The sequence below is a fragment of the Ruminococcus sp. YE282 genome, assembly GCA_900101355.1.
Lineage (GTDB): Bacteria > Bacillota > Clostridia > Oscillospirales > Acutalibacteraceae > Ruminococcoides > Ruminococcoides bromii_A.
Genome location: FMUV01000013.1, coordinates 20,799 through 40,809, shown reverse-complemented (window position 1 = coordinate 40,809; position 20,011 = coordinate 20,799). Strand labels below are relative to the sequence as shown.

Here is a 20,011-nt window from a genome sequence, read left to right as displayed (position 1 = left end):
TTAGCCGTTGAAGTGCTTTACGCGCATTTCAACTTCCTCCTGTTTACCTTCATTAAATGCGCTCTTATAATCTCCTGTGAGATAACCTGTCACTCTGCGCAATCTGCGGATTTCATCGCATCCGCACATAGGGCATATCTCTTTGATTTCATCAGTGAAACCACAATCAACACACATATCGTTTGGTACATTCACAGCAAAATAAGGAACGTCTTTATCCATAGCATAGTTGACGATTTGTTCTAACGCCTCAATATTGTTTTTAATGCCGGCATTGAGTTCAACATATGTAATACAACCCGCGCTCGAATAGCCAGTCAACTCAGCTTCAATATCAATCTTTTCAAACGGGTCAATCTCTTTCCACACGGGAACGTGAATTGAATTTGTGAAGAATTTCTTATCGGAAACATTAGGAATTTCGCCGTACTTTTCTTTGAAGCGCGTCATTGCGGTAAAGCAAAGATTCTCTGCGGGAGTGTAATATACACCGAAATTGAGTTTGTAGTTTTGTTTGAACTCAGCACATCTATCCTTGAACAACTGTTCAATCCGTTTTGCAACCGCCATTCCCTTTGGTTCTGTGTGGTCGCAGCCAACAAGAATTTGAAGTGTTTCTGCGAGTCCGAGCTGACCGATAGCAAGAGTACCGTGTTTCAGCGCGGAGATAATATTCTCACCGTCATAACCCTCCATAAGACCATTCTCATACATAAATTTAGCTGAGTCGGGTGATTGAGAAGCAATATATGTAAATCTTTCAATTAACATATCTTTGGCTTCGTGGATTTTTTTGTCGAGAATATCAAAGAAACATTTTATAACAAGGTTATCATCTAAATAATCACCATATTCCAAATTCTCTTTTGATGCTAACTCTGTAGCTTCCATAGCTAATGTTGGAAGAATGATTGTGGTTGGACAGATATTTCCGCGACCATCTTTAAGCTGTCCAAATCCGTTAATATCAAATCCATTTGCCGTGCGGCATCCCATTGTGCTAAAATATGTCTGTGGGTCATTGCGGTCATAACCGTTATTGCCGCTCCAATCTACGTTTGCATAGTTCGGATAAAGTCTTAATGATGTTGACTTTAGAGCCAATCTAAACAAGTCATAATTTGGGTCGCCTGGTTTGCGGTTTACGCCTTTCATACATTGGAAAATACCGCACGGGAAGATAGATGTCTTATGTAATTTACCAATGCCCTTGATAGAAGTTTCAATCAAACATCTTGTTACTAATCTACCCTCGGTTGAGGTGCAAGTACCATAATTGATGGACGTAAATGGTAACTGATTGCCGGAACGAGATTGAAGCGTGTTAAGGTTATGATACATACCCTCAACAGCCTGTTTGGTTTCAATGATTGTATCGTACAAAGCACTTTGATAATACTTTTGAGGGAGCTTTTTGTTATCCAAAGTATAATCTTCCTCTTTTGTATTGGTTGCCTTGAAGAAATCTGCCTTGTGAGAATCTACCCAATCATCAAACTTATTACGGGTGATAATATGACCCTCAACTTCCTCAGTATAATCATCAAATAACATATTGAGTAAGTCTAATCCCAAAAACTCATTGCTATCCTTCAGCCAAGCCGCGATGAAGTGTTTTAAGAAACTTCTTCTCACATAGGGTATCATTGTCCAATCCAAGTGAGTAGCAGATACCCCGCCGAATTGCTGCAAACTCTGCAACTGGAAAATAACCGCAACCAACTGAAAAGCCGTTCCGACAGATTGCGCGGGTCTTACGTCCGTCTGCCTTGTGTTAAAACCGTTTGCCAACAACTTATCAAAGGGAATTGACAAACAGTTGTGGTCGCCAACCGCATAATGGTCTAAGTCGTGAATGTAAACCTCGTTATTGAGGTGGTTATTCTTTGCCATATCCGACATACAATTATTAAGAGCATAATTTTTGGTAACTACACTCGTAACCGCGCCCATACGACCACCAAAGGAAAACTCGTCAACGTTTGCATTTTGGTTTTCAATGTTTTTTGCGAACAGTTTATCAGAAATCTCTTTAGATAATTTACTGTTCTGTTCACGAACTCTTGTGCGGTCATTACGATAAATGATATATACTTTTGCAACGTCTTTTCTCGAACTTTGCATTAGTTTCTTTTCAACGATGTCTTGAATTGCTTCTACGCTCAAAATTTCTTTTTTGATTTTTCCTATATCTTCTGCCATCGTTTGAATATGAGTTAAAGTATCTTCACTTACATCTCCATCAACCTCTTTATAGGCTTTCGATACGGCAGAGATAATCTTATCTTTGTTAAATTCTACAATTCGTCCATCTCTCTTTTTTACCTTCATTCAATTCTCCTTTGTTAAATCAATAAATATTTGCATATAAAATCCGCCGCCTCTACTGTATCTTTAACGCTATAAAAAATACTTGACTTAATCCACGGATGGTCAGTATTTGGTTCTCCGATTCCAATAGTGGTTATGTGGTGTCCAGGTAGCCTATTTGCCGCCTGAACAACACCTAATTCTATATGTGTTCCAATACTGTTCTTGATGTTAGATAAGTTAATAACAACTATATCGCTATCAAGTAGTTGATTTATTTCCCATTCTTTTACTACCCTCTGGTCGTGAAAATCATAATCGAAAAAATCTGGTGGGTGGATAAATTTTACTTTTTTCTCTGTTAGTTCAAATACTAAATGTTCTAATTCAAGCCGCCAGTCCATTTGTTCATTGTAAGTTAATCCGCCCATTGCACCAGAAGTGAAAATCTTAAAAGTTTTACTCATTTTTCTTCCTCTGAATTTCATTAGCTACCCAAGCATAAACGTCATCGGGGGATAAACAGTATTCATTGTTAATCAGTATGTAATCTGCTTCTCTGTCAAAGGCATCAAATTGACCAACATCGGATAAACTGCGGCGATATGCTTCTTCGATGTCATCTCCGCGCTCCAATAGTTTCATAAGCCTTGAACGCCTATCAACCATAATGTAGATAACAAATAAATCCAATTCTAATTCAGGATGCTCTGCTGCGAATTTCCTAAACGCTCTTGCTCCGGCAGGAGTTAATACGACGACCACATCTTCTGTGATTTTTGAGTTAATTGCAGTTCCGTATTGCCACCCTCTATAACTTGCGTGTTCGACAAATTCATTATTGTCAATCATTACATTGAATTTTTCATCTGTTATAAAATGGTAATCAACTCCATCTTGTTCACCATTTCTCGGCGGTCTTGTTGTATATGTAACGATTTGAGAAAAGCCCTCAAATTGCTGCAAATCGCGGGCAAGAGTAGTTTTGCCACTTGCGCTTTCGCCTACTAAAATCACAATCATTCGTTTCACCTCTAATCATCAATCTTATCGAAACATATATCTAATGCTTCCGCTTGCTCATCCATTGTTAAATCATCAAATACTTCTTTTAATAATTCTTCGGCAGTAATATCTAATGCTTTTTCTTTTTCTTGTTGATTAAGTTCTTTAAATAGTGTTTCTAATTCTTTTTTTGCACAATCTTCGCACATATCTTCACCATCAACTCGATACTCAGCGTTTTCATCGCCGCATTTATCGCAAATATCTACCGCTACTCGATAGTATTGGCATCCTGCGCCAAGACAGGGCAATCCACAATCAACACATTCACTTGTATAATGTCTGCTCATTTCACTATCTCATCAATGAAAATAAATTCTTGTGCATAAGGAAGTGTTCTTGCCCACGCAATGAAATTCGGAACATTCGGATTATCTTTACCCGACCATTCATTTAATTTATGTTTTCTACGCTGACCATTGCTGCACATACCAAGCAGAGTTTCATAGTTAAATGTCAATGTTGCTTTCATTTCATAACCATCCGGCAACATCTGAATCAATGCTTTCCAATATTTCTTATTTTTGGTTTCATTGAAACGATTTCTCAAATATTCCAATGTAGTTAATGTGTTGTCAAACTGCTCAGAAATAACAATATCAACTTCATCAACCGCATCGTGAGCAAAATCATCTTCACTAAATGGTTTGCTATGAATTTTGTGCATTGTAGAACAACTATTTCTCACGGTGGCAACCTTGTATGTATCAAATTCTTTCCACCAATAAAGTGGTGCAGTAATATCAACGCACACAAAAATTTGGCGCATAAATTTTCTGTGTTCTGAGTCAGAGAGAATAAGCCGTTGTGCCAATCCCATATCTTCTTTTCCTATGCTTACATATTCAGCATAAGGATATGATAAATAAACGATATATGCTGGATTATCAGGATATTTAGCAAGATAGCCCTGCTGTTTATTATCAGAATTTTGTTCAAACTCCGCAGGTTCAATTACATTACAAATTCCGAAATGGCTATCGCTTTTATGCCAACTGTTAAGTGGGTTGCGCATACCTCTTAGTGCGCCCTCCCAATTCATAGTTCTTGTATGTTCAAACTTCATTTGTTTCCTCTTTTCTTGTTGCCAAATAAGCATTATTCATAAAAACAATGCTATTTTCTCTTTCCGTTGTTTTCTGTTCAAATACATCATAGAATGGCTCTGTTCTACTTATTTTGATTTTGATGGGTATTTGTAAATTTGTGGCTTGTTGCATAAGCTGAATGAATTGTTGTTCAATAATCATTCGAGGTGCTTGCATATGCTGATTTCTCACATTACTTTCCTCTGTAATTTCAAATTTCACGTCAAAAAGTTCAAATGGTTGAAACAATATGTAATCTCTTTTTTGTTTATACTATATATTGTGTTATTATATAATAAATACACTATATATTGTGGTATATGTGTCGATAAAACCGTGATTTTATTGACACCTAAATTCTTTGTGATATTTTTCTTCTGCCTCTTCTCTTATACGTACAGCCTTATCAAAATCATCGTATCTGCCGAGATAATATGTCTTTTTGTTGACGGTAATACTAACTAACCATTTGTTTCTTGATTTATCCCAATGAACACCCTTTTTGCCTGATGTATTATTTTTATAAGTTTTACTATTAATAATATTTTGATAATGTTCGCATATTCTTAAATTTGATTTACGATTATCAAATGTTATATGATTTATATGGTCAACATCTTTACCTTTTGGCGGAGACATTATCAGAATGTGCATTTTTATTATTTTCCCGAATGGCATTGAAAAGACATATTTCTCTGGATTATAACGCCAAGTATAGTTTTTTATTTTGTCATAGTCATCTTTATCAAAATAAAATTCTTCACCTTTTGATGTATAACCTATTCCATAATCATTTGATAGGTCATATCTATTCAGATTTCTCTTTTTTACACCTTTTTCTCTTGCACTTTCTTTCAATAAACAACCACAAGATTTTGTGTTACCAGATGAAAGAGAGGTAGATGGGACATCAATTTCTTTCCCACAATCACATTTACAATGCCAAATTTTTGCACTATGTTTAGTGCGTCCATTTTCATACATTGTTGTGAGTTTACCAAATTTCATATTTTCACTAACCATTTTTTAATTCCACAAGATATTTAATTGTACATTGCTCGTCTTTATAAACTATGATTTCGTCATTTCTCAGATTTGAATATCCCATACTTGCTCCGGCGTGAGCGTGTAAACAATTCGCACCTTTCTTAAACTTTTGTAATCCATCATAATCTAAACTGCCGTATTTTGAATTGAAATCATACACGTCATACGGCGTTCCATAAGCAACAGACATTAAAGCCATAAATCCAGAATTAGCATTTCCTCTCGCCCAATAGCTGCCATTAAGACTTGTATAACCGAGCGATTTTCTGGCTTTAGGGGCAAAGTAAATCCCATATCCGTATAACTTCCCTGTGATAATAGCATTTGTCGGGCGCAGCACTAATCCGCTTTGAATGATAGACCACCAGTTCTCATTGCGACTGCCGTGGAATAACAATCTAATATCTTTGATATTGTTATCCTCAACAAACTTATCAAATCTTGCTTGAGTCTTAATGTTCTTAACTTTCCACGCTTTATGGAATTTATCTGCGCAACTTCCAAGTGCCACCTTGATTGTTGCAATGTCATCTTTTGAACATTCCTCAAATTCAAGTCCAAGAGCCTCAAGCACGGTGATATTGTTGATTGGCTCATTATCTTCTTCCGCTTTGTCAACAATCTGCTTTTGAACAACTTGACCTTTCATTACATCCAATAGGTCTTGCTCTCTATGGATAATTTTATTAAAGTCATCGGGTTTATTAGCAATATAACTACTAACAGAACTCATTTTTCGTGGGATTGTTGTAAATAGTTTTACAAGTTCATTATTGAATTGCTTAATATCTGTAACGTTGAGCAATCCCGTTAAAATGTCCTGCGCTTCATCAACCATTGCCTGAGTTACCTTATTTGAAGAAACTGTATAGTTTTCGCTAATAACCTTACGAGCCATAGATTGTAGCCGTTCAACAATTTCATTTATTGCCGTATTATCAATCGGACGATATTCAGGTTTTGCTTTTGGCTTTTCAACCGAAATCAAATCTTGCACAAGGTCTGTTTGGTCAACATAGCCTTTGCGGATTTTTTCGCGGTATTTCTTTTCAAATTCATATTTTGAGTAAGTGCGGGTTTGTGAGCTGCTACCTACTCGCCCGTATTTAGCAACCCACGTATCGCCGTTTTGGATTAACCGATAGTATTTGTTTCTATTTCCACCCGCATCGACCATTACCAAATATTTTGGTTCATAACTAATCTGCATATTTCCACCTATATCTTTCTGTTACACTTTGCAGTCTCTTACAAGCGGCGGATATAGACTGTTCGGGAATACCAGTAAATTGGCTTGCTTCTTTGATTGAAGGATATTCACATAAAATATTGCCATCATAATCTAATTGAAACACTGGTTTGGTATTTCTACCATATATTGGTGTTAATGGTTTAGTATCATTAAGATGATTAATGATAATTATTGGGTCTTTTATTTCTTGGTATGACCAAAAATATCCTTGCGCTTGTTTAACAATATGGCGGCAACAAGAGCATATATTTCCGCGATTTACACCAGTTACATTAGAAGCCTCAGTAGCAGAACTAAAAATATTTATCAATTCACCGTCAAAAGAGTATTGATATACTATTTTATTTTTCTTTTTAGCCATCTTTTCCCGAGTAGACTGACTAAATACTTTAAGCCGCCCCTTTTTGCTCATTTTCTTTTTAGTCTCGTCTGATGGATAATGCCCAAATGCACAAGCGTTTTCACCCTGCCTTCTTTTAGACATTTCTTTTCGCTTTTCTAATGGGAGTATGTAACCACTTATACCCTCTCCGCCGTTTGTTAAATTATAGCCATATTGTTTATTATTTGCTTTATATTCTTTTATATATTGCTTCTCCATTTTTATTGCTTCTTGATACGGCAAATCTTTATGCAATATAGTGTGTGATATATTTTCCCAACCGTATTTTTGTATTGCTCTATAAAACGCGGTGCAATTTTTATAATGTTGTCCTTTTAATCCCCATCGTTTTTCAATCGGTTTCTTTGAGGTAATACCAATATATCGTTTCCCAGATGGCGTTTGATGTAAGTAAACCGCCCAAGTTTTTTGTTTAGCATCTTCCGTCATTTATAGAGATAGCAGACCAAAATCTCGACGTTGGTATCTTCAAAAACGTCCTCGATAACGTCTTTAACTCTATCGTAGTCCAAACGGTCAAGCCCACAGCCAAGTTTCGGGATAGCCAACTTAGTGATTCCGAAATCCTCCATCTGCTCTCTCATATCGACAAGAGTATCATAAAGGTCATCATATGTTGGCTTGTGGAAACAACGCGCCTTCGTTACAAGGTTGAATACATTATCGACAAGCAACGCCCTGCCGACATTCGCGTATTTCTGACCGTCGGGAATAGCGTAATCTCTGTGTAGTTTGAATTTCATATTGTAAACTTCATCAAATTTGACTGCGATTCCCGCGCCAAGTGCATAGTCGCCGCTTATGCAATGCGCGAGATAATACCCTTGTGGTACTGTAAATAAATCTTGCTGTACTTCATTAAAAATCATTTCTTTATCTCCTTATAAGTTCTGTGCTTTCACATATTTTGTAATCCAAAGTTCGCTTGTGCCGGGAACGTTTTCCCATTTGCCTTCTGCGTTTTTTCTGGCTTTTGGTTTCTTTTTTGTGCCATAAATTGTTACTATATCTCCGGCAGAAATCGGATTTTGATTAAATGTTCTCTTGTCTATCTTGCAATCAAGTGTTGTACCGTTTTTCAATGAATACATTTTTACTTTCGGAGAGTATTTAGTATCTATTGAAACCACCGCAGCCATACCTGTGTATCTATTGTCGATAATCGTTATATATCCAAGATAATCGGTTTGAGCCTTGATTTGCTCGGATAATTTGCGCGGAGTGTATCTTATTTCTGGCGCAACAACTTGTGCATATGCGTGAAAATCAACTTCGCTAAACATTTTTGGACTTTCTTTTTCGGAATACTTACTAATCGTTTCGAGGGATACTCCAAATTCATTTAGAATATCTTTCTTGAATTGTTTTTTGCCATAAAACTTATCAAAAAAGGCATATTGTTCTAAAAGATAATTCACGTCACCAAATTCAGAAAAGAAGTCTAACTCAATTAAAATTTTTAACTTCCGCGCATTTGTAGATGTTTTCTCTTTAATATCGAACAGTAAATCCAAAAATGAACTATATTGATTGCTTCTCAATTCATAAATTTCATCTGCGATTTTGGTGTTCATATTTTTGATACTTTGTATTCCTTTGTATATACTGTTATCCTCGCGGGATAGAGTATAATCGCCCTTTGAATATCTAAATCGAATTGGTTTTAATTTAATATCAAAGTACGGTAATTCATTGGTCAGTTTAAGAGTTCTTTCTGAATCTCCGCCATAATAATTCAGTGCAACGGTATAATATTCAAGCGGATAATGTGACTTTAGATAAGCTCCGTACAAACTATCATAAGCATAAGAAAGTGAATGAGAAGCGTTAAAACTATACTTTGCGGCGTTTTGAACTACTTGCCACGTTTCATCAAAACCATCGGTTGTATTTAATCTTTGTTTCCAACCGTTCAATAGTTTGGTTTTTAATTCAGCAAGCTCTGCTTCCTTAAACTTCTTTTTAGCAATTTTCTTGATGATGTCATAAGAACCAGTTTCAGGGATTCCAAGCCAAATCAAGTATCTCATAATTAATTCTTGATAAATCATTCGATGCTTACCTTCGGTAAGAATGTCATCAAGTTCTTTTACACCAGTTGTGTATGGTTTTCTATCAATGAAATCTTGTAATAGGCTTGCACATCCAGGTCTGATTATTGCAACAAAAGCAGACATTTCAGAAACGCTTTGCGGACAGTATCTTTTTACCAACGCTGTTGCAAAGTCGCTATCTGCTTGGTTGATAGTACAGGTTAATCCTTCTTTATAAATATCAAATGTTTCATCATCCAATAGTTTGTCTAATTCGCGGATTGTAGGAATGGGTATTCCAGCCAATTCACAAACCGAACGAATAATTGACCAAACCGTAACTGCAAGATAGTCATTTTTAAGATACTTATATTTATCGCAGTTGATGCCGTCTAATAGACAACAATAAACCCCTGCGTTGGTTCTTACTAATCCAAGCTCTTTCCTGACAGGTTTGTAATAAAGCAGCATCGAACAAGGCGACTCCGATACACTTTCAATAACTCCGCGAAATCTCTTGCTTTCTTCAATAATATCTTTCCACTTTTTATCGTTTTCATATAATTCAAGATTTTTGGCTATCTCGTCATATTCGCTTATATCTTTGCCGATGCCCTTACAATATGTACGAAAAGCCGATGAATTTTGAAGTGGTTTCCAAGTCAACATCCAAGCACAGTTTTCTTTGCCGAGCAAATCTTCTGTTGCTTTAATGAATGGCTCTCTATCTGCCATATTTAGGTCGATGTCCGGTAACGACCTGCTGCCCAAGATACGCTCAACCGACATAAATCTTGTTGGAAATAAGGTAATTGGTGCAGCGACCCTATCAATATCAGTTAATCCGAGCAATTTGGTAATATAAAACGATGGTGCGCTGCCGCGACCTGTGTTTGTAAGTTTGCCGCCATATTTTTCTTGACCATTTTTTGCAACATTATAGTCAATAAGAAAATAGTTCTCCATATGAGTTTTTTCGACAATATCCAGTTCATACGATATTGCTTCTTCATACGTTGTCCATTGTTCTTTTGGAATGTTTTGTTTTTCAGTTTCCCATTGTGTGTATATGAGGTTTCTCAAATCCTCTGTTGGATGTTCTGAAATCGGCGGTAGTTTTATATCATCATTGATAATGGTAATTGGTTCGCACTCATCAAAAACCATTGTGTTATCAAGAGCAGTTCTGACTTGCTGCGGAGTTAATATTCCTTGTTTCTCATAGCGACTATATATCTCATCTTCCGAGGGATAATCCAAAGTCATAGATTCTTCTTCTTCGTAAAAGATACCTTTTGCTTTCAGAAGAATATCTCTGTATTTTGAATCCTGCGGATAAATATAGTGACTATCGTTTGCGTGGATAATTGGAATATGTGCTTGCTTGCTAAATTGTAACATTCTGCGATTAACTTCCTTCTGAATGGCAATATTATGGTCTTGCAATTCCAAAAAGAAGTTATCACCAAACTTTCGGTGTAAAGCAAGAATGAGTTCAGGGTCATTCCACAGTCCAGCCACGCAAGCTGTTGTAATGATGAAATTCTTTGAATTAAGAGAAAACAATAGTTCCTTATCAATTCTTGGTTTGTAATAAAAACCTGTTTGGTGGGCTTCTGTCATAATATCATTTAATTGCATAACACCCTCATTGTTTTTTGCAATTATTATGATATGTCGATTACTTCTGTCTTTCTCAAATCTGTCTGGTACATAATAAGCCTCAGTGCCATAATGAAGTTTTAGATTATACTTTTTGGCTTGTTCCATCCAATCAAATATATTACCTGTAACTCCGTGATTTACTGTAAACACAGAATCGTGACCTAATTCTATTGCCCTTTTACAATATTCTTCGGGTTTAACCACCACATCCATAGCCCACGGGTTTCCCTGATGGTCGTGTTTATGGTAATTCTTATACATTTATTTCTTCTTCCACATCTTTCTCATACTACGTTTGTGATATTCACAACTCCGCCGAAAATTGCACAAATTTGCACAATAAAAGTAGTCCTCGCTTGGCTCAAAATCTTCTTCCATCTCAATCTCTCTAAGCGTTTCCTTAAACCAATCCAAAGCCTCATCATATTCCTTCTTCTTAAAAGGAATAGTTGCGAGTTTCCCACCGTCTTTGAAATGATGCCAAGTCATCTCTTTTGGATATTCGCCATATTCTTCGTGAACAGCATAAGCGTACAAATACATTTGTTTCTTGTATTTGCCGAAACTGTCTTGCAGTTTTTTCTTTAACCCGCCGTCCAGCTTAAACGGATATTCCGTACTCTTATGGTCAAGAACGACAATTTTGCCATCTCGTTTGTCGCGGAGTAGTAAGTCGATATATCCAACGAAATCATACCCATCAAGAGTGAATTTCATTTTCTTTTCTACGCCCAGAACTTCGTAATTGTCAGCCCAACTTAAATCCAAATTTGCAAAGAAATCCGCCAAAAGTGCGTATGTCTTATCCATTGTGGATTGCTTTTTGACCTTGTAAAAAACATTATCCTTATAATTATCGAGATAATATTGCAATGCTTCCTCTTGTTTGAGTTCACCATTGAAAATCATTTCAAGGATTTTGTGGATATAACTGCCGACCTCGGCGTAATAGTTGCCCTCGCGGAGATACTGTTCATCATCATTAATTATGTAATTTAAGTAATATTCATATTTGCATTGTCCAAAGGAAGTACATCTTGAATACGACCATCGTGTTCCCAATTTATATCACCTTCCTTTTGTTTTCGTATAATTCTTCCCATATATCTATCCCGCAATCCACAGGTGAGTTTTTAGCGGATGTACCGCCCAAAAGTTCATCATAGTCATTGATTGTATAAACATTTGTTACCCTGCGGAGTTTATTAATACTTTTGGCTACGTCTTTATCCTTATAACTAACGTCTGTGTCATACGCAAAAACAACATTTACTCTCAGTTTGACGAGTAATTCTGTCTGTTCGGGAGTTAATGTATGTTTTTCTGCCGATGCACAATTCTTGTAGCCCCAAGCGTATGCTTTCATAACGCTTTTGATGGATTCAAAGATTATAATTTCGCCGCGCTCCTTGACATATGGCAAGGTGACATTCAATCCTTGAAAGTAATCCATAGTACCAACGGGATAATAATTGATATATTTTGGAATACCTAAATCGTGATAATTTTCATAACGAGTTCGCCCTTTAACATTGATTAACTTTCCCGCCAAATCGTAAACAGGATAAACAATTCTATTCTGATAATCGTCAATTCTCGCGCCAAACAAATCAATCATTTCCTGAGTAATACCTTCGTCTAACCATTCCGTGATTTTTTCGTCCTTTGAGAATTTGTTGATTGCGTAATCCGGCAGCGCGGGATGTTCAATCTTAACTTTGTGTTTTTTCGCCTCAAGGTATCGCTTATATCGTTTAAGGAAAATGACGGTTTCGGAATGACACATTTTGCTCATATCGGTATTGCCAATCCGCGCGGCTTTTTCAACCGCTTCATCAAAATCTAAATCTTCATACTTCATTAAGTAGCCAATCATTTGTCCTTTCGCTCCACACGAAAAACAATAGAATGAATTTTTCGCGGGAGTAAAGGATAATGAAGGTGTGTCGTCAACGTGTAGAGGACAATTCGTGAAATAATCGTCTCCTTGTTGCTTTAGTTCGATACCTGCATTTTGGACGTATTCGAGTAGGTTAGCGTTATCATTGATTTGTTGAAGCATTTCGTCATCATAAACCATCTAACCTATCACCGCCCGTTAATTAAAATCGTCACTTACTGTATGTTGTTTAGCTTCTTCAATGGTTGCTCTTGCGCCATCAAAGACAAAATCTATATATTCGTCCTCGTCATCTTCTGCCATAGATTGCCCGATACGATTAAAAAATACTTTTGCATAGGCATTTCCACACTCAATACCGTCTTTTGCAATCATTTCTTGGGTTTTATATCCCCATTTGATACCAACGGAAACATACATATTGATTTTCTCACTATCGGCAGTTTCACCGCTTCTGTTGAGCTGACAGGCAGCCAAAACAGGGAGATTTAATCTGCCGGCAATTTCGTTCTTCAAGTAGTTTGTCATATCACCCAAAGCATTATAGTTTTCGCCCGTCGAGGTTTTATTGCTTTTGAGGTAATCGTAAACAATAAACGACAGGTTCATACTGTTCTGCAACGAGCGGCAAACTGAGAAAAACTTCTCCATACTCATTGACGGGTCATAGATATGTACGAACGGCTGTTCTTTCAGCCAGTCTTTCCATTGCTTAATCCGCGCGTATTCTTCGGGAGTGTATGTCTTATAAGAAATTGTGTGGATTTTCACACCGCTCAAATGACTAAGCAGACGAGTTACATATAACTTATCATTCATTTCACTGTCATAAACCACAGTTGGCAGACCTTGTTTGAGCATATGAACGGTTTCGTTCATAAGGAACATTGATTTACCCTGCTTTTTGCGGGCTTGGATGGAAATAACTTCTCCCGGCTCATACTTAAAATAACCGAGGAATGATTTATATTTCGATTCAATTCCGTGTTCTGCTGAGTCCTCAATCTCTGCCCAAATTTGCTCGATTTTATCTCCAACCGTCTGAATTTCACCACTTGTGAGATATTTCTTCGTCAACCCGTCCATAGAACCATAAGCATTAGAACTCAAATGGTCGAGGTCAACGGTTTTCTTAAAGCAATCTGCTTCGATTTCGTGAAGTGTTTTAACAAGGTCGCGCTTGAATGACAATGTAACAATGTTGTCGGCAAGCATTTGATATTCTTCGAGTGAGTGCCGCGCGGTTTCTTTGAACAATTCGACCAACTCTTGGACGGCTGGCAAATTGTATTGTTCCAACTTGTTCTTTACGCCTTGATGGGATTGAAGTTTGCTTGATAGGTTATAAGCATCAATATTGGTTATCCCGCTCTCAAACAATTCTTGAATTGCCCAATAAATACAGGCGTTATCGACATTATAGAAGTAGTTGGGCTTTAGATATTCTGTATGGGCAATGTAATCAGGATGATAGAGCAATGTTCCGATTACTCCGCTTTCACTCTGAATATCCGATAATTCTTTTATATCCAATCAACCACCTCATTCCTTGTGTTTGTGCCGCAGAATACTTCCAAATCCTTTTGGCTTGTTTGCAATTAGAGGTGATGGGTCAGTTTTTTGCGGAGGTTCAAATTCCTTTTTCTCTACCGCAAATTTTGACTGGTCAATTTTTACATACTTACTTCTGTCATAAGTTGTTTTAATTTCTTTATCATCAACGTAATACTTAAAACCATATGGATAATTGAGTTTTTTCTTATGCTTGATTACATAATCAAGAACAAAAACAAGATACTCGGAAGAAACTCCGCGACCGACAAAATCATTTAATACTCTCATCAACTGACTATAATTCACATTTTTGTCAATGCGTAATGCCCATTCGTTCTTTATGTATTGCAAATCCGCGCGAGTTTGTGAGTCCTTCCAAGTTCCACTTCGTTTCTTGCTCCAACAATCAGGGTGATAATATTGCCCTTTCGTTGGCATTACATACTCATCTTTGGAAATGTCAATCTTCTTTCCGTGTGGGCAGCCGACAAATCTGCAAGTTTTAATATCAGTTTTCTTACTCATTATTCCTCTTTTTCGAGCAAATAAGTCGCTTCCATATCTGCTTCGTGCAAAGCGAGAATGATAGGATATAACTTAATAGCATTTCCGATTGTGTTATAAAGCTCTTTCGGCTCTGTCCAAAGCATATGCCAACGAATTGCCATCGCCTCAGTTTTGCTCAACCTTATGAATCGTTCGGCTAAATACATTGATTTTTCGCCGTGACCCATAGGAAACTTATCATCAACCGTATATGCCGGAGCTGTCACCCAATCATATCTGCCGTTGGAATCCGACTTTTTGCCCATATCGCTATATACTTTCTTGTTTTTTAACTCAGTGCCATAGAAACGGCACTTACAAAGGTCGTGCAGGAGCGCGATAATAATTAAACTATCTTTGCTGACATTGACCTTTTCTGCCCACAATTCATCTTTGAATTTCGCCACAAAGCGGTCATAAACGTATAGACTATGCTCTAACAACCCGCCCTCGTGACAAGAGTGAAATCTTGTACTTGCCGGGGCGGTATAGAAATCTGACTTCTGAATAAAAGAAATCAGATTTTCAATACCATCTCTGTTAGTGCTTCTTAGTAATCGTTCAAACCGCTCGATATTCTCATTTGTCGTCATTATTCAAACGGCATATCGTCGTCATCGTCCTCAACGGCAGCTTTCTTTGTCTTAGCCTTCGTTGTGGTTTTCTTTGCGGTTGACTTCTTTGTGCCGCCATTTCCGTCGGGAATATCAAATGCGAAAATCGCGTAGTTCTGATAAACCTTCTTCTTCTCGGCATTGTAAGGAGTTGTTACCTCACAAGAAGTAATCTGAATTGAAACACCCTTAGACTCTCCCTTGTCGTTTGTAGGAATGTCAAGGTTTTTCGCCTTTTCGTGCGCTGAACCAATCAGGCGAACAAAACCATCCTGAAAGTCTGTTTCGTAATAATCGTTACCGTCAGCATCCTTGCGCTTTCTGCTCGTGCTAACCTTTGCGATAGAGAAGTTACCCCTATCTTCTACTGACCAAATGCGAGCGAAACCGCCGCGTCCTTCTGAATCTGCTTGTCTAAATCCCATAGTAAATACCTCACTTTCTTACTGCTAACAAATTGGTGTAGAGATTTTCAAGAATATCTACATCGTTAATAATCTTGTAGTTGCCGGAAATCAGCTCGTCATCCGTATTAGGATTCGCTGCTTTTTCTGCTTTCTTGCAAAGTTCCGCAACCTTTTCTTTTGCCTTGTCGGAAATCTTGCACTTAGCTTTAACCACTTCTTTAATCAATTCCTTTAAGTCCTCGGCTCTTGCTACCAACTCAGGCAGTTCCTCCCCATAATAGAGGTTCGACCCAAGACCGTGATATGAACAAGCCTTAACAAGACATCTCTGCTTGCTCTTATTAGCATCGACCGATGTAATCTTTTCGGCGGGAATTGCCTGATTTCTGTAATCCATAATCGCAAGGTTTTCAATCTGTTCCTCGCCCTCGATGGTTACGCCAACTGATACCCAGCCGCTCTTACCGTCGTCGTGCCAAAAACGTGTGTTGCCGTACTCATCCATAATTTGCGGGTAAACCTTATATGTAGCATCGGGAAAATGTCTTTTTACAATTTCCCACGCTTTTGCCCACGGGAGATACGATAACCCATTCTTTTCTTTGACATAATCGCTAACATCAATGCTGCTTAAAATGTCAAATACGCTTTTCTTCTTTGTTTCTGCCATTCTAAATCTCCTTTGTTTTAATGTTCGGTTACAATGTTTCTTGCTATTTATGTTAGACAATCAACTTAACCAACGCCTTTCAAGTAAGGTATCTATGTCATCACTCAAAGAGTGTTATTGTTTTTTGATTGCTCTATAAAGATTACCGTGATTTATCAAATCAACAAACGTTCTAAATTGTAGGCATTCAAGAACCTTAAAATGTCTAATTGCTCCACGCCAATAGAACAATGATTCCCCTTTTTCTTTTAACACAAAATATTCTTGAATATTTTTAACAGGCTTGCCTTGTTTGTATTTCCGCCGGCTTTCAAGAAAATCTTCATACTTTTGTCTACGCTCACAATTACGGCAAGCCATATCGTCGAATATCCAAATGCTACAATAATAACGGGGTTCTCCGTTTTGAGTTTCATAGTGATGTCCGTGTACACAATGCTTGCAAGGTTTTTCCATTCTACTATCCTCATCAATGCGCTGCTAAATCAGCTTCGTGCAGCAACATAATATCATTAAACATTTTTTCGCCGAGTAATCTCTTATCTCGTTCCTTTGCTTTTTCTGATTGTTTCCAAGCCAAATATGGGTGCATATGGTAATAAATCATATTTGTCACGTCGCTCATCGGGCAATATTTCTCCCATACTTTTTCGATATTGGATAGAACAAACATTGCGGTATAACTGCCGGCACAGTTATGATTGAAATAATGTGCATTGCCATCGTCAACTCCGCGAGAATTGAGCCTTGATTTTGTATCAAGTTTGCCAATATCGTGTAAAAGTGCGGTTATCAATAACCAAAAATCATTTGGTCTATGATTTTGAATATACTTTCCTGCTTTTGCACAATGCTCACCAAGAGCTAATGAATGATGATGGTTTTCTTGGTCAAAATCGTTTGCAATCTTAAAGAATTTTGATAATGTGTAATCGTCATTCGGCGGGTTTTTAACTAACCTATTATCAGAAGTTAGATATGTAAACACATAAATAATCTCTCTGAATCCTTCGCTTTCGTGCGGAGGCTGATAGTTGAGGAACATTCTTCTGATAACTTCTGGCGGGACTTTGCGTTCCCTATGCTCGTTGTTGTACACACAGGCTTTATACTCAGTAGCCATAACGATACAATCTTTATAGCAAGGAATATCATTGAGTTCTCTAAGAAATGCAATTCTGTTTTTCTTTTTGATATTCGTGGCATCATATACGACGTTTTCTCCGCGCTGCAAATCCTTTTTGATTCGCTTGTGCAATTCAGCGAACAGTTTGTTATTGTCGCCCTGAATCGCGGCATCGCCATATAATTCTTCTCTTAACTTGTCGGACGAATGAATGATGTATGGCTTACCATCAAGAGTGAGCATTTTCGCATATGTGCTTTTGCCACTTCCCGGCAAGCCAACCATCATAATAAATGAGGGTTTATTCATTTTCCTCAACCTCAGTTTCGGGTTTTTCTTCAACCTTTATTTCAGATTCGGCGGGAGTATCGTTAATGCCTTGATTCAGAAAGTTATCTTCATCTTTCATTGCCACGCCGCAAAACTTTTTTACGGCTTCAATGCGTTTCAGCAAGGGCTTTGAGGTGTCATTGAGATGCCCCATAACCACCTTGCTCGCCGTAAGTATGCCGATACGAATACCCTGCACTCTTTGCTTTTCTAAAAGCGGGCGGATAATCTGCTCCGCGCGGTTCTCGAAATCTGCCTGTTGCTTTTGCTTGATTTCTTCATTTTCAGTTGGTGTTACATTTGATTCTGACATTCTATTCACCTCAACTCTCTGCGATTTCTTCAATAATCAATTCCTCTGCTTTCATTTAATTACTCCGTTTTTATATTTATATATTCCAAAACATTTTTCATTCCTAATCCACCATTTTTCCAATCTTTCATACAATACTCCCAAAGCTGCGGATGCGTTTGCTTGAGTCTTTGAAATCTGTTGGGTTCTTTTTCAAGGTGGCATCCAAAAGCGCAAAATACGCAACCCGTGCGGTCACAACCGGTAGTTTTTAATTTCCCATTTTCACCCTCCACAATATCTCCATATACCGAGGCATAAGGAAGATTATTCTCTTTTATATATTGCAAAACGTCTTGTTCTGTCCAAAAACTCATAGGTTGAGATATTGGTCTTTTACTTTCATAGGCATTACAACCATTCCGCAACCAAGTAGTTCTTCTGTTTTGACTTTCACAAGCCATTGTTGCAACTATTGGCGTTCTTCCTGATTCTTTTTCATATTTTTGGCAGGATTCTTTTTCATAATATTGCAACACATATGGCTAATTGGAATATCACTATCTTTTAGCCATTTCCATTTTGCCATCGAATAGCGATTCCCATACTTTTGGGCGTGTTCGCTATTGGGGTCAAATCTTCCAGCGCATACGCCGGAAGGACATCTCCGAGCAGTGTATATCTTTTGAGATACCTCTTTGCTAATCAGTGGATAGCCATAAGTTTCAATAACTTTTCGGAAATTCATTTCTGGTCGAAGTCGAATAACATTTTCTTGACTTAAAGCAAATTCCCGTACTTCCGGATATTCAAGTCCAGTGTCCACAAAAACCGCAGGAATATCGGGGTCTACTTGCCGCGCAATATGTAAAAGAACCGTGCTATCTTTACCGCCACTAAAAGAAACATATCCATCAAATTCATTAAGCCACCATCTGATTCGTAAGTATGTCATTCTTACTTTTATATCGAGCGGCAATGCTTGAAATTGTTTCAAATCCGCGACAGTAAACTTGTTGGATGAATTAGAATTTTTATCGTCGTTCATTTATAATAAACTCCCTATTTTTCATACTTTAACTTATCATAATTAAACTTTGGTAATACTGATTTATAATACAAAACCCTCTATTTATGGAGCTTTGTAAGATTGATAAATCAATAAAAATTCTATTTTATTGTCAATTTTTCTCTCGCAAACCCCCTGTTTTAGAGGGTTTACTTATTTCTAATTTAGAACTAAAAATATTTAGCCCATCTTGTTTTCTTTTCTTTCGGAACGCCATTATCGCGTCCGCTTCTTTTGCCCGTCCATATCTCTCCGCCAGCTTCGCCCTCGCAAATAAAATTACTTGCCTTGAGGCTCGCACCGTTCTCAGATTTCAAAATATATGTGATTACTCTTTTATACCCCATATTTTTAGCAATCCTCGCACAAGCTCTATATAAAATAGAACAAGCATTTCTTGTTCCATCTGTACACAAGCGATTGATTTCAAGGGTTAAACCATCATCTAAATATCTTGATACAGGTCTACCACATATCGCTACCCCCGAACAACTCCATCTTGAACACAAGAAATCGAAAATTTGTGTCCAACTGTTGGCTTGTGATGTCTATGATATTTAGATACAAATTCATTAGCGGCTTTGAGAGTAATAGGCTTAATATGTAAATTACTCATATTAATGTATTTCCTTCTGCTCTG

General features: G+C 37.4%; 23 protein-coding genes and 1 pseudogene. All 24 read right to left on the bottom strand.

The annotated features are described in order from the left end of the window. Positions 1–2,331 carry an anaerobic ribonucleoside-triphosphate reductase gene (gene nrdD / locus BLP46_RS06055; RefSeq protein ID WP_092977257.1) on the bottom strand — a complete coding sequence of 777 codons (2,331 nt, stop codon included), beginning with the start codon at positions 2,329–2,331 and terminating at the stop codon, positions 1–3. Positions 2,332–2,345: 14 nt separating this feature from the next. Then, positions 2,346–2,777 carry a hypothetical protein gene (locus tag BLP46_RS06050; protein ID WP_092977255.1) on the bottom strand — a complete coding sequence of 144 codons (432 nt, stop codon included), beginning with the start codon at positions 2,775–2,777 and terminating at the stop codon, positions 2,346–2,348. Continuing rightward, a complete protein-coding gene (locus tag BLP46_RS06045; protein ID WP_092977253.1) occupies positions 2,770–3,333 on the bottom strand; it encodes a guanylate kinase in 564 nt (187 codons plus the stop codon). The genes BLP46_RS06050 and BLP46_RS06045 overlap by 8 nt, the downstream gene beginning before the upstream one ends. A gap of 11 nt (positions 3,334–3,344) precedes the next feature. Then, complete coding sequence (locus tag BLP46_RS06040) at positions 3,345–3,665, bottom strand: hypothetical protein (protein WP_092977251.1); 321 nt, start codon at positions 3,663–3,665, stop codon at positions 3,345–3,347. Next, complete coding sequence (locus BLP46_RS06035) at positions 3,662–4,441, bottom strand: hypothetical protein (protein ID WP_092977249.1); 780 nt, start codon at positions 4,439–4,441, stop codon at positions 3,662–3,664. Before BLP46_RS06035 ends, BLP46_RS06040 begins: the two co-directional genes overlap by 4 nt. Further along, positions 4,431–4,712 (bottom strand): hypothetical protein, encoded by a 282-nt coding sequence (locus BLP46_RS06030; protein ID WP_092977247.1) that lies wholly within the window; start codon positions 4,710–4,712, stop codon positions 4,431–4,433. Before BLP46_RS06030 ends, BLP46_RS06035 begins: the two co-directional genes overlap by 11 nt. Before the next feature lie 93 nt (positions 4,713–4,805). Beyond that, positions 4,806–5,486: an HNH endonuclease gene (locus BLP46_RS06025; RefSeq protein ID WP_092977245.1), complete on the bottom strand. Its 681-nt coding sequence runs from the start codon at positions 5,484–5,486 to the stop codon at positions 4,806–4,808. Next, the gene (locus tag BLP46_RS06020) at positions 5,479–6,720 is read right to left on the bottom strand and encodes a WGR domain-containing protein (RefSeq protein WP_092977243.1); all 1,242 of its coding nucleotides are present in this window, start codon (positions 6,718–6,720) and stop codon (positions 5,479–5,481) included. Before BLP46_RS06020 ends, BLP46_RS06025 begins: the two co-directional genes overlap by 8 nt. Beyond that, positions 6,710–7,594, bottom strand: coding sequence for an NUMOD1 domain-containing DNA-binding protein (locus BLP46_RS06015; RefSeq protein WP_092977241.1), 885 nt, complete (start codon positions 7,592–7,594; stop codon positions 6,710–6,712). The genes BLP46_RS06020 and BLP46_RS06015 overlap by 11 nt, the downstream gene beginning before the upstream one ends. Continuing rightward, entirely contained in the window at positions 7,591–8,034 is a 444-nt protein-coding gene (locus BLP46_RS06010; protein ID WP_092977239.1) for a macro domain-containing protein, read from the bottom strand. Before BLP46_RS06010 ends, BLP46_RS06015 begins: the two co-directional genes overlap by 4 nt. Positions 8,035–8,046: 12 nt before the next feature. After that, positions 8,047–11,124: a PHP domain-containing protein gene (locus BLP46_RS06005; protein ID WP_092977237.1), complete on the bottom strand. Its 3,078-nt coding sequence runs from the start codon at positions 11,122–11,124 to the stop codon at positions 8,047–8,049. Continuing rightward, positions 11,125–11,925 carry a RecB family exonuclease gene (locus tag BLP46_RS06000; protein ID WP_092977234.1) on the bottom strand — a complete coding sequence of 267 codons (801 nt, stop codon included), beginning with the start codon at positions 11,923–11,925 and terminating at the stop codon, positions 11,125–11,127. It lies immediately after the preceding gene. A 1-nt stretch (position 11,926) separates the two neighbouring features. Further along, positions 11,927–12,943 carry a CHC2 zinc finger domain-containing protein gene (locus BLP46_RS05995; RefSeq protein ID WP_092977231.1) on the bottom strand — a complete coding sequence of 339 codons (1,017 nt, stop codon included), beginning with the start codon at positions 12,941–12,943 and terminating at the stop codon, positions 11,927–11,929. A gap of 18 nt (positions 12,944–12,961) precedes the next feature. Continuing rightward, a complete protein-coding gene (locus BLP46_RS05990) occupies positions 12,962–14,296 on the bottom strand; it encodes a DnaB-like helicase C-terminal domain-containing protein (RefSeq protein ID WP_092977228.1) in 1,335 nt (444 codons plus the stop codon). A 9-nt stretch (positions 14,297–14,305) separates the two neighbouring features. Next, positions 14,306–14,842 carry a hypothetical protein gene (locus BLP46_RS05985; RefSeq protein WP_092977225.1) on the bottom strand — a complete coding sequence of 179 codons (537 nt, stop codon included), beginning with the start codon at positions 14,840–14,842 and terminating at the stop codon, positions 14,306–14,308. Further along, a complete protein-coding gene (locus BLP46_RS05980) occupies positions 14,842–15,456 on the bottom strand; it encodes a hydrolase (protein WP_092977119.1) in 615 nt (204 codons plus the stop codon). Before BLP46_RS05980 ends, BLP46_RS05985 begins: the two co-directional genes overlap by 1 nt. After that, positions 15,456–15,902 (bottom strand): hypothetical protein, encoded by a 447-nt coding sequence (locus tag BLP46_RS05975; RefSeq protein ID WP_092977116.1) that lies wholly within the window; start codon positions 15,900–15,902, stop codon positions 15,456–15,458. Before BLP46_RS05975 ends, BLP46_RS05980 begins: the two co-directional genes overlap by 1 nt. Positions 15,903–15,912: 10 nt before the next feature. Continuing rightward, positions 15,913–16,554: a Sak single strand annealing protein gene (locus BLP46_RS05970; RefSeq protein ID WP_092977113.1), complete on the bottom strand. Its 642-nt coding sequence runs from the start codon at positions 16,552–16,554 to the stop codon at positions 15,913–15,915. A 248-nt stretch (positions 16,555–16,802) separates the two neighbouring features. Next, complete coding sequence (locus BLP46_RS05965) at positions 16,803–17,024, bottom strand: hypothetical protein (protein WP_092977110.1); 222 nt, start codon at positions 17,022–17,024, stop codon at positions 16,803–16,805. Further along, on the bottom strand, positions 17,024–17,989 hold the full coding sequence (locus tag BLP46_RS05960; protein WP_092977107.1) for an AAA family ATPase: 966 nt from the start codon (positions 17,987–17,989) through the stop codon (positions 17,024–17,026). Before BLP46_RS05960 ends, BLP46_RS05965 begins: the two co-directional genes overlap by 1 nt. Continuing rightward, complete coding sequence (locus BLP46_RS05955) at positions 17,982–18,323, bottom strand: hypothetical protein (RefSeq protein ID WP_092977104.1); 342 nt, start codon at positions 18,321–18,323, stop codon at positions 17,982–17,984. Before BLP46_RS05955 ends, BLP46_RS05960 begins: the two co-directional genes overlap by 8 nt. Positions 18,324–18,382: 59 nt before the next feature. Beyond that, positions 18,383–18,766, bottom strand: a complete 384-nt coding sequence (locus BLP46_RS13320) for a phosphoadenosine phosphosulfate reductase domain-containing protein (RefSeq protein ID WP_318259491.1) — start codon at positions 18,764–18,766, stop codon at positions 18,383–18,385. Between the two features lie 8 nt (positions 18,767–18,774). After that, complete coding sequence (locus BLP46_RS13315) at positions 18,775–19,350, bottom strand: phosphoadenosine phosphosulfate reductase family protein (protein ID WP_318259490.1); 576 nt, start codon at positions 19,348–19,350, stop codon at positions 18,775–18,777. 191 nt (positions 19,351–19,541) lie between these two features. Next, positions 19,542–19,987, bottom strand: a pseudogene (locus BLP46_RS05945) (XF1762 family protein). Positions 19,988–20,011 lie beyond the last annotated feature (24 nt).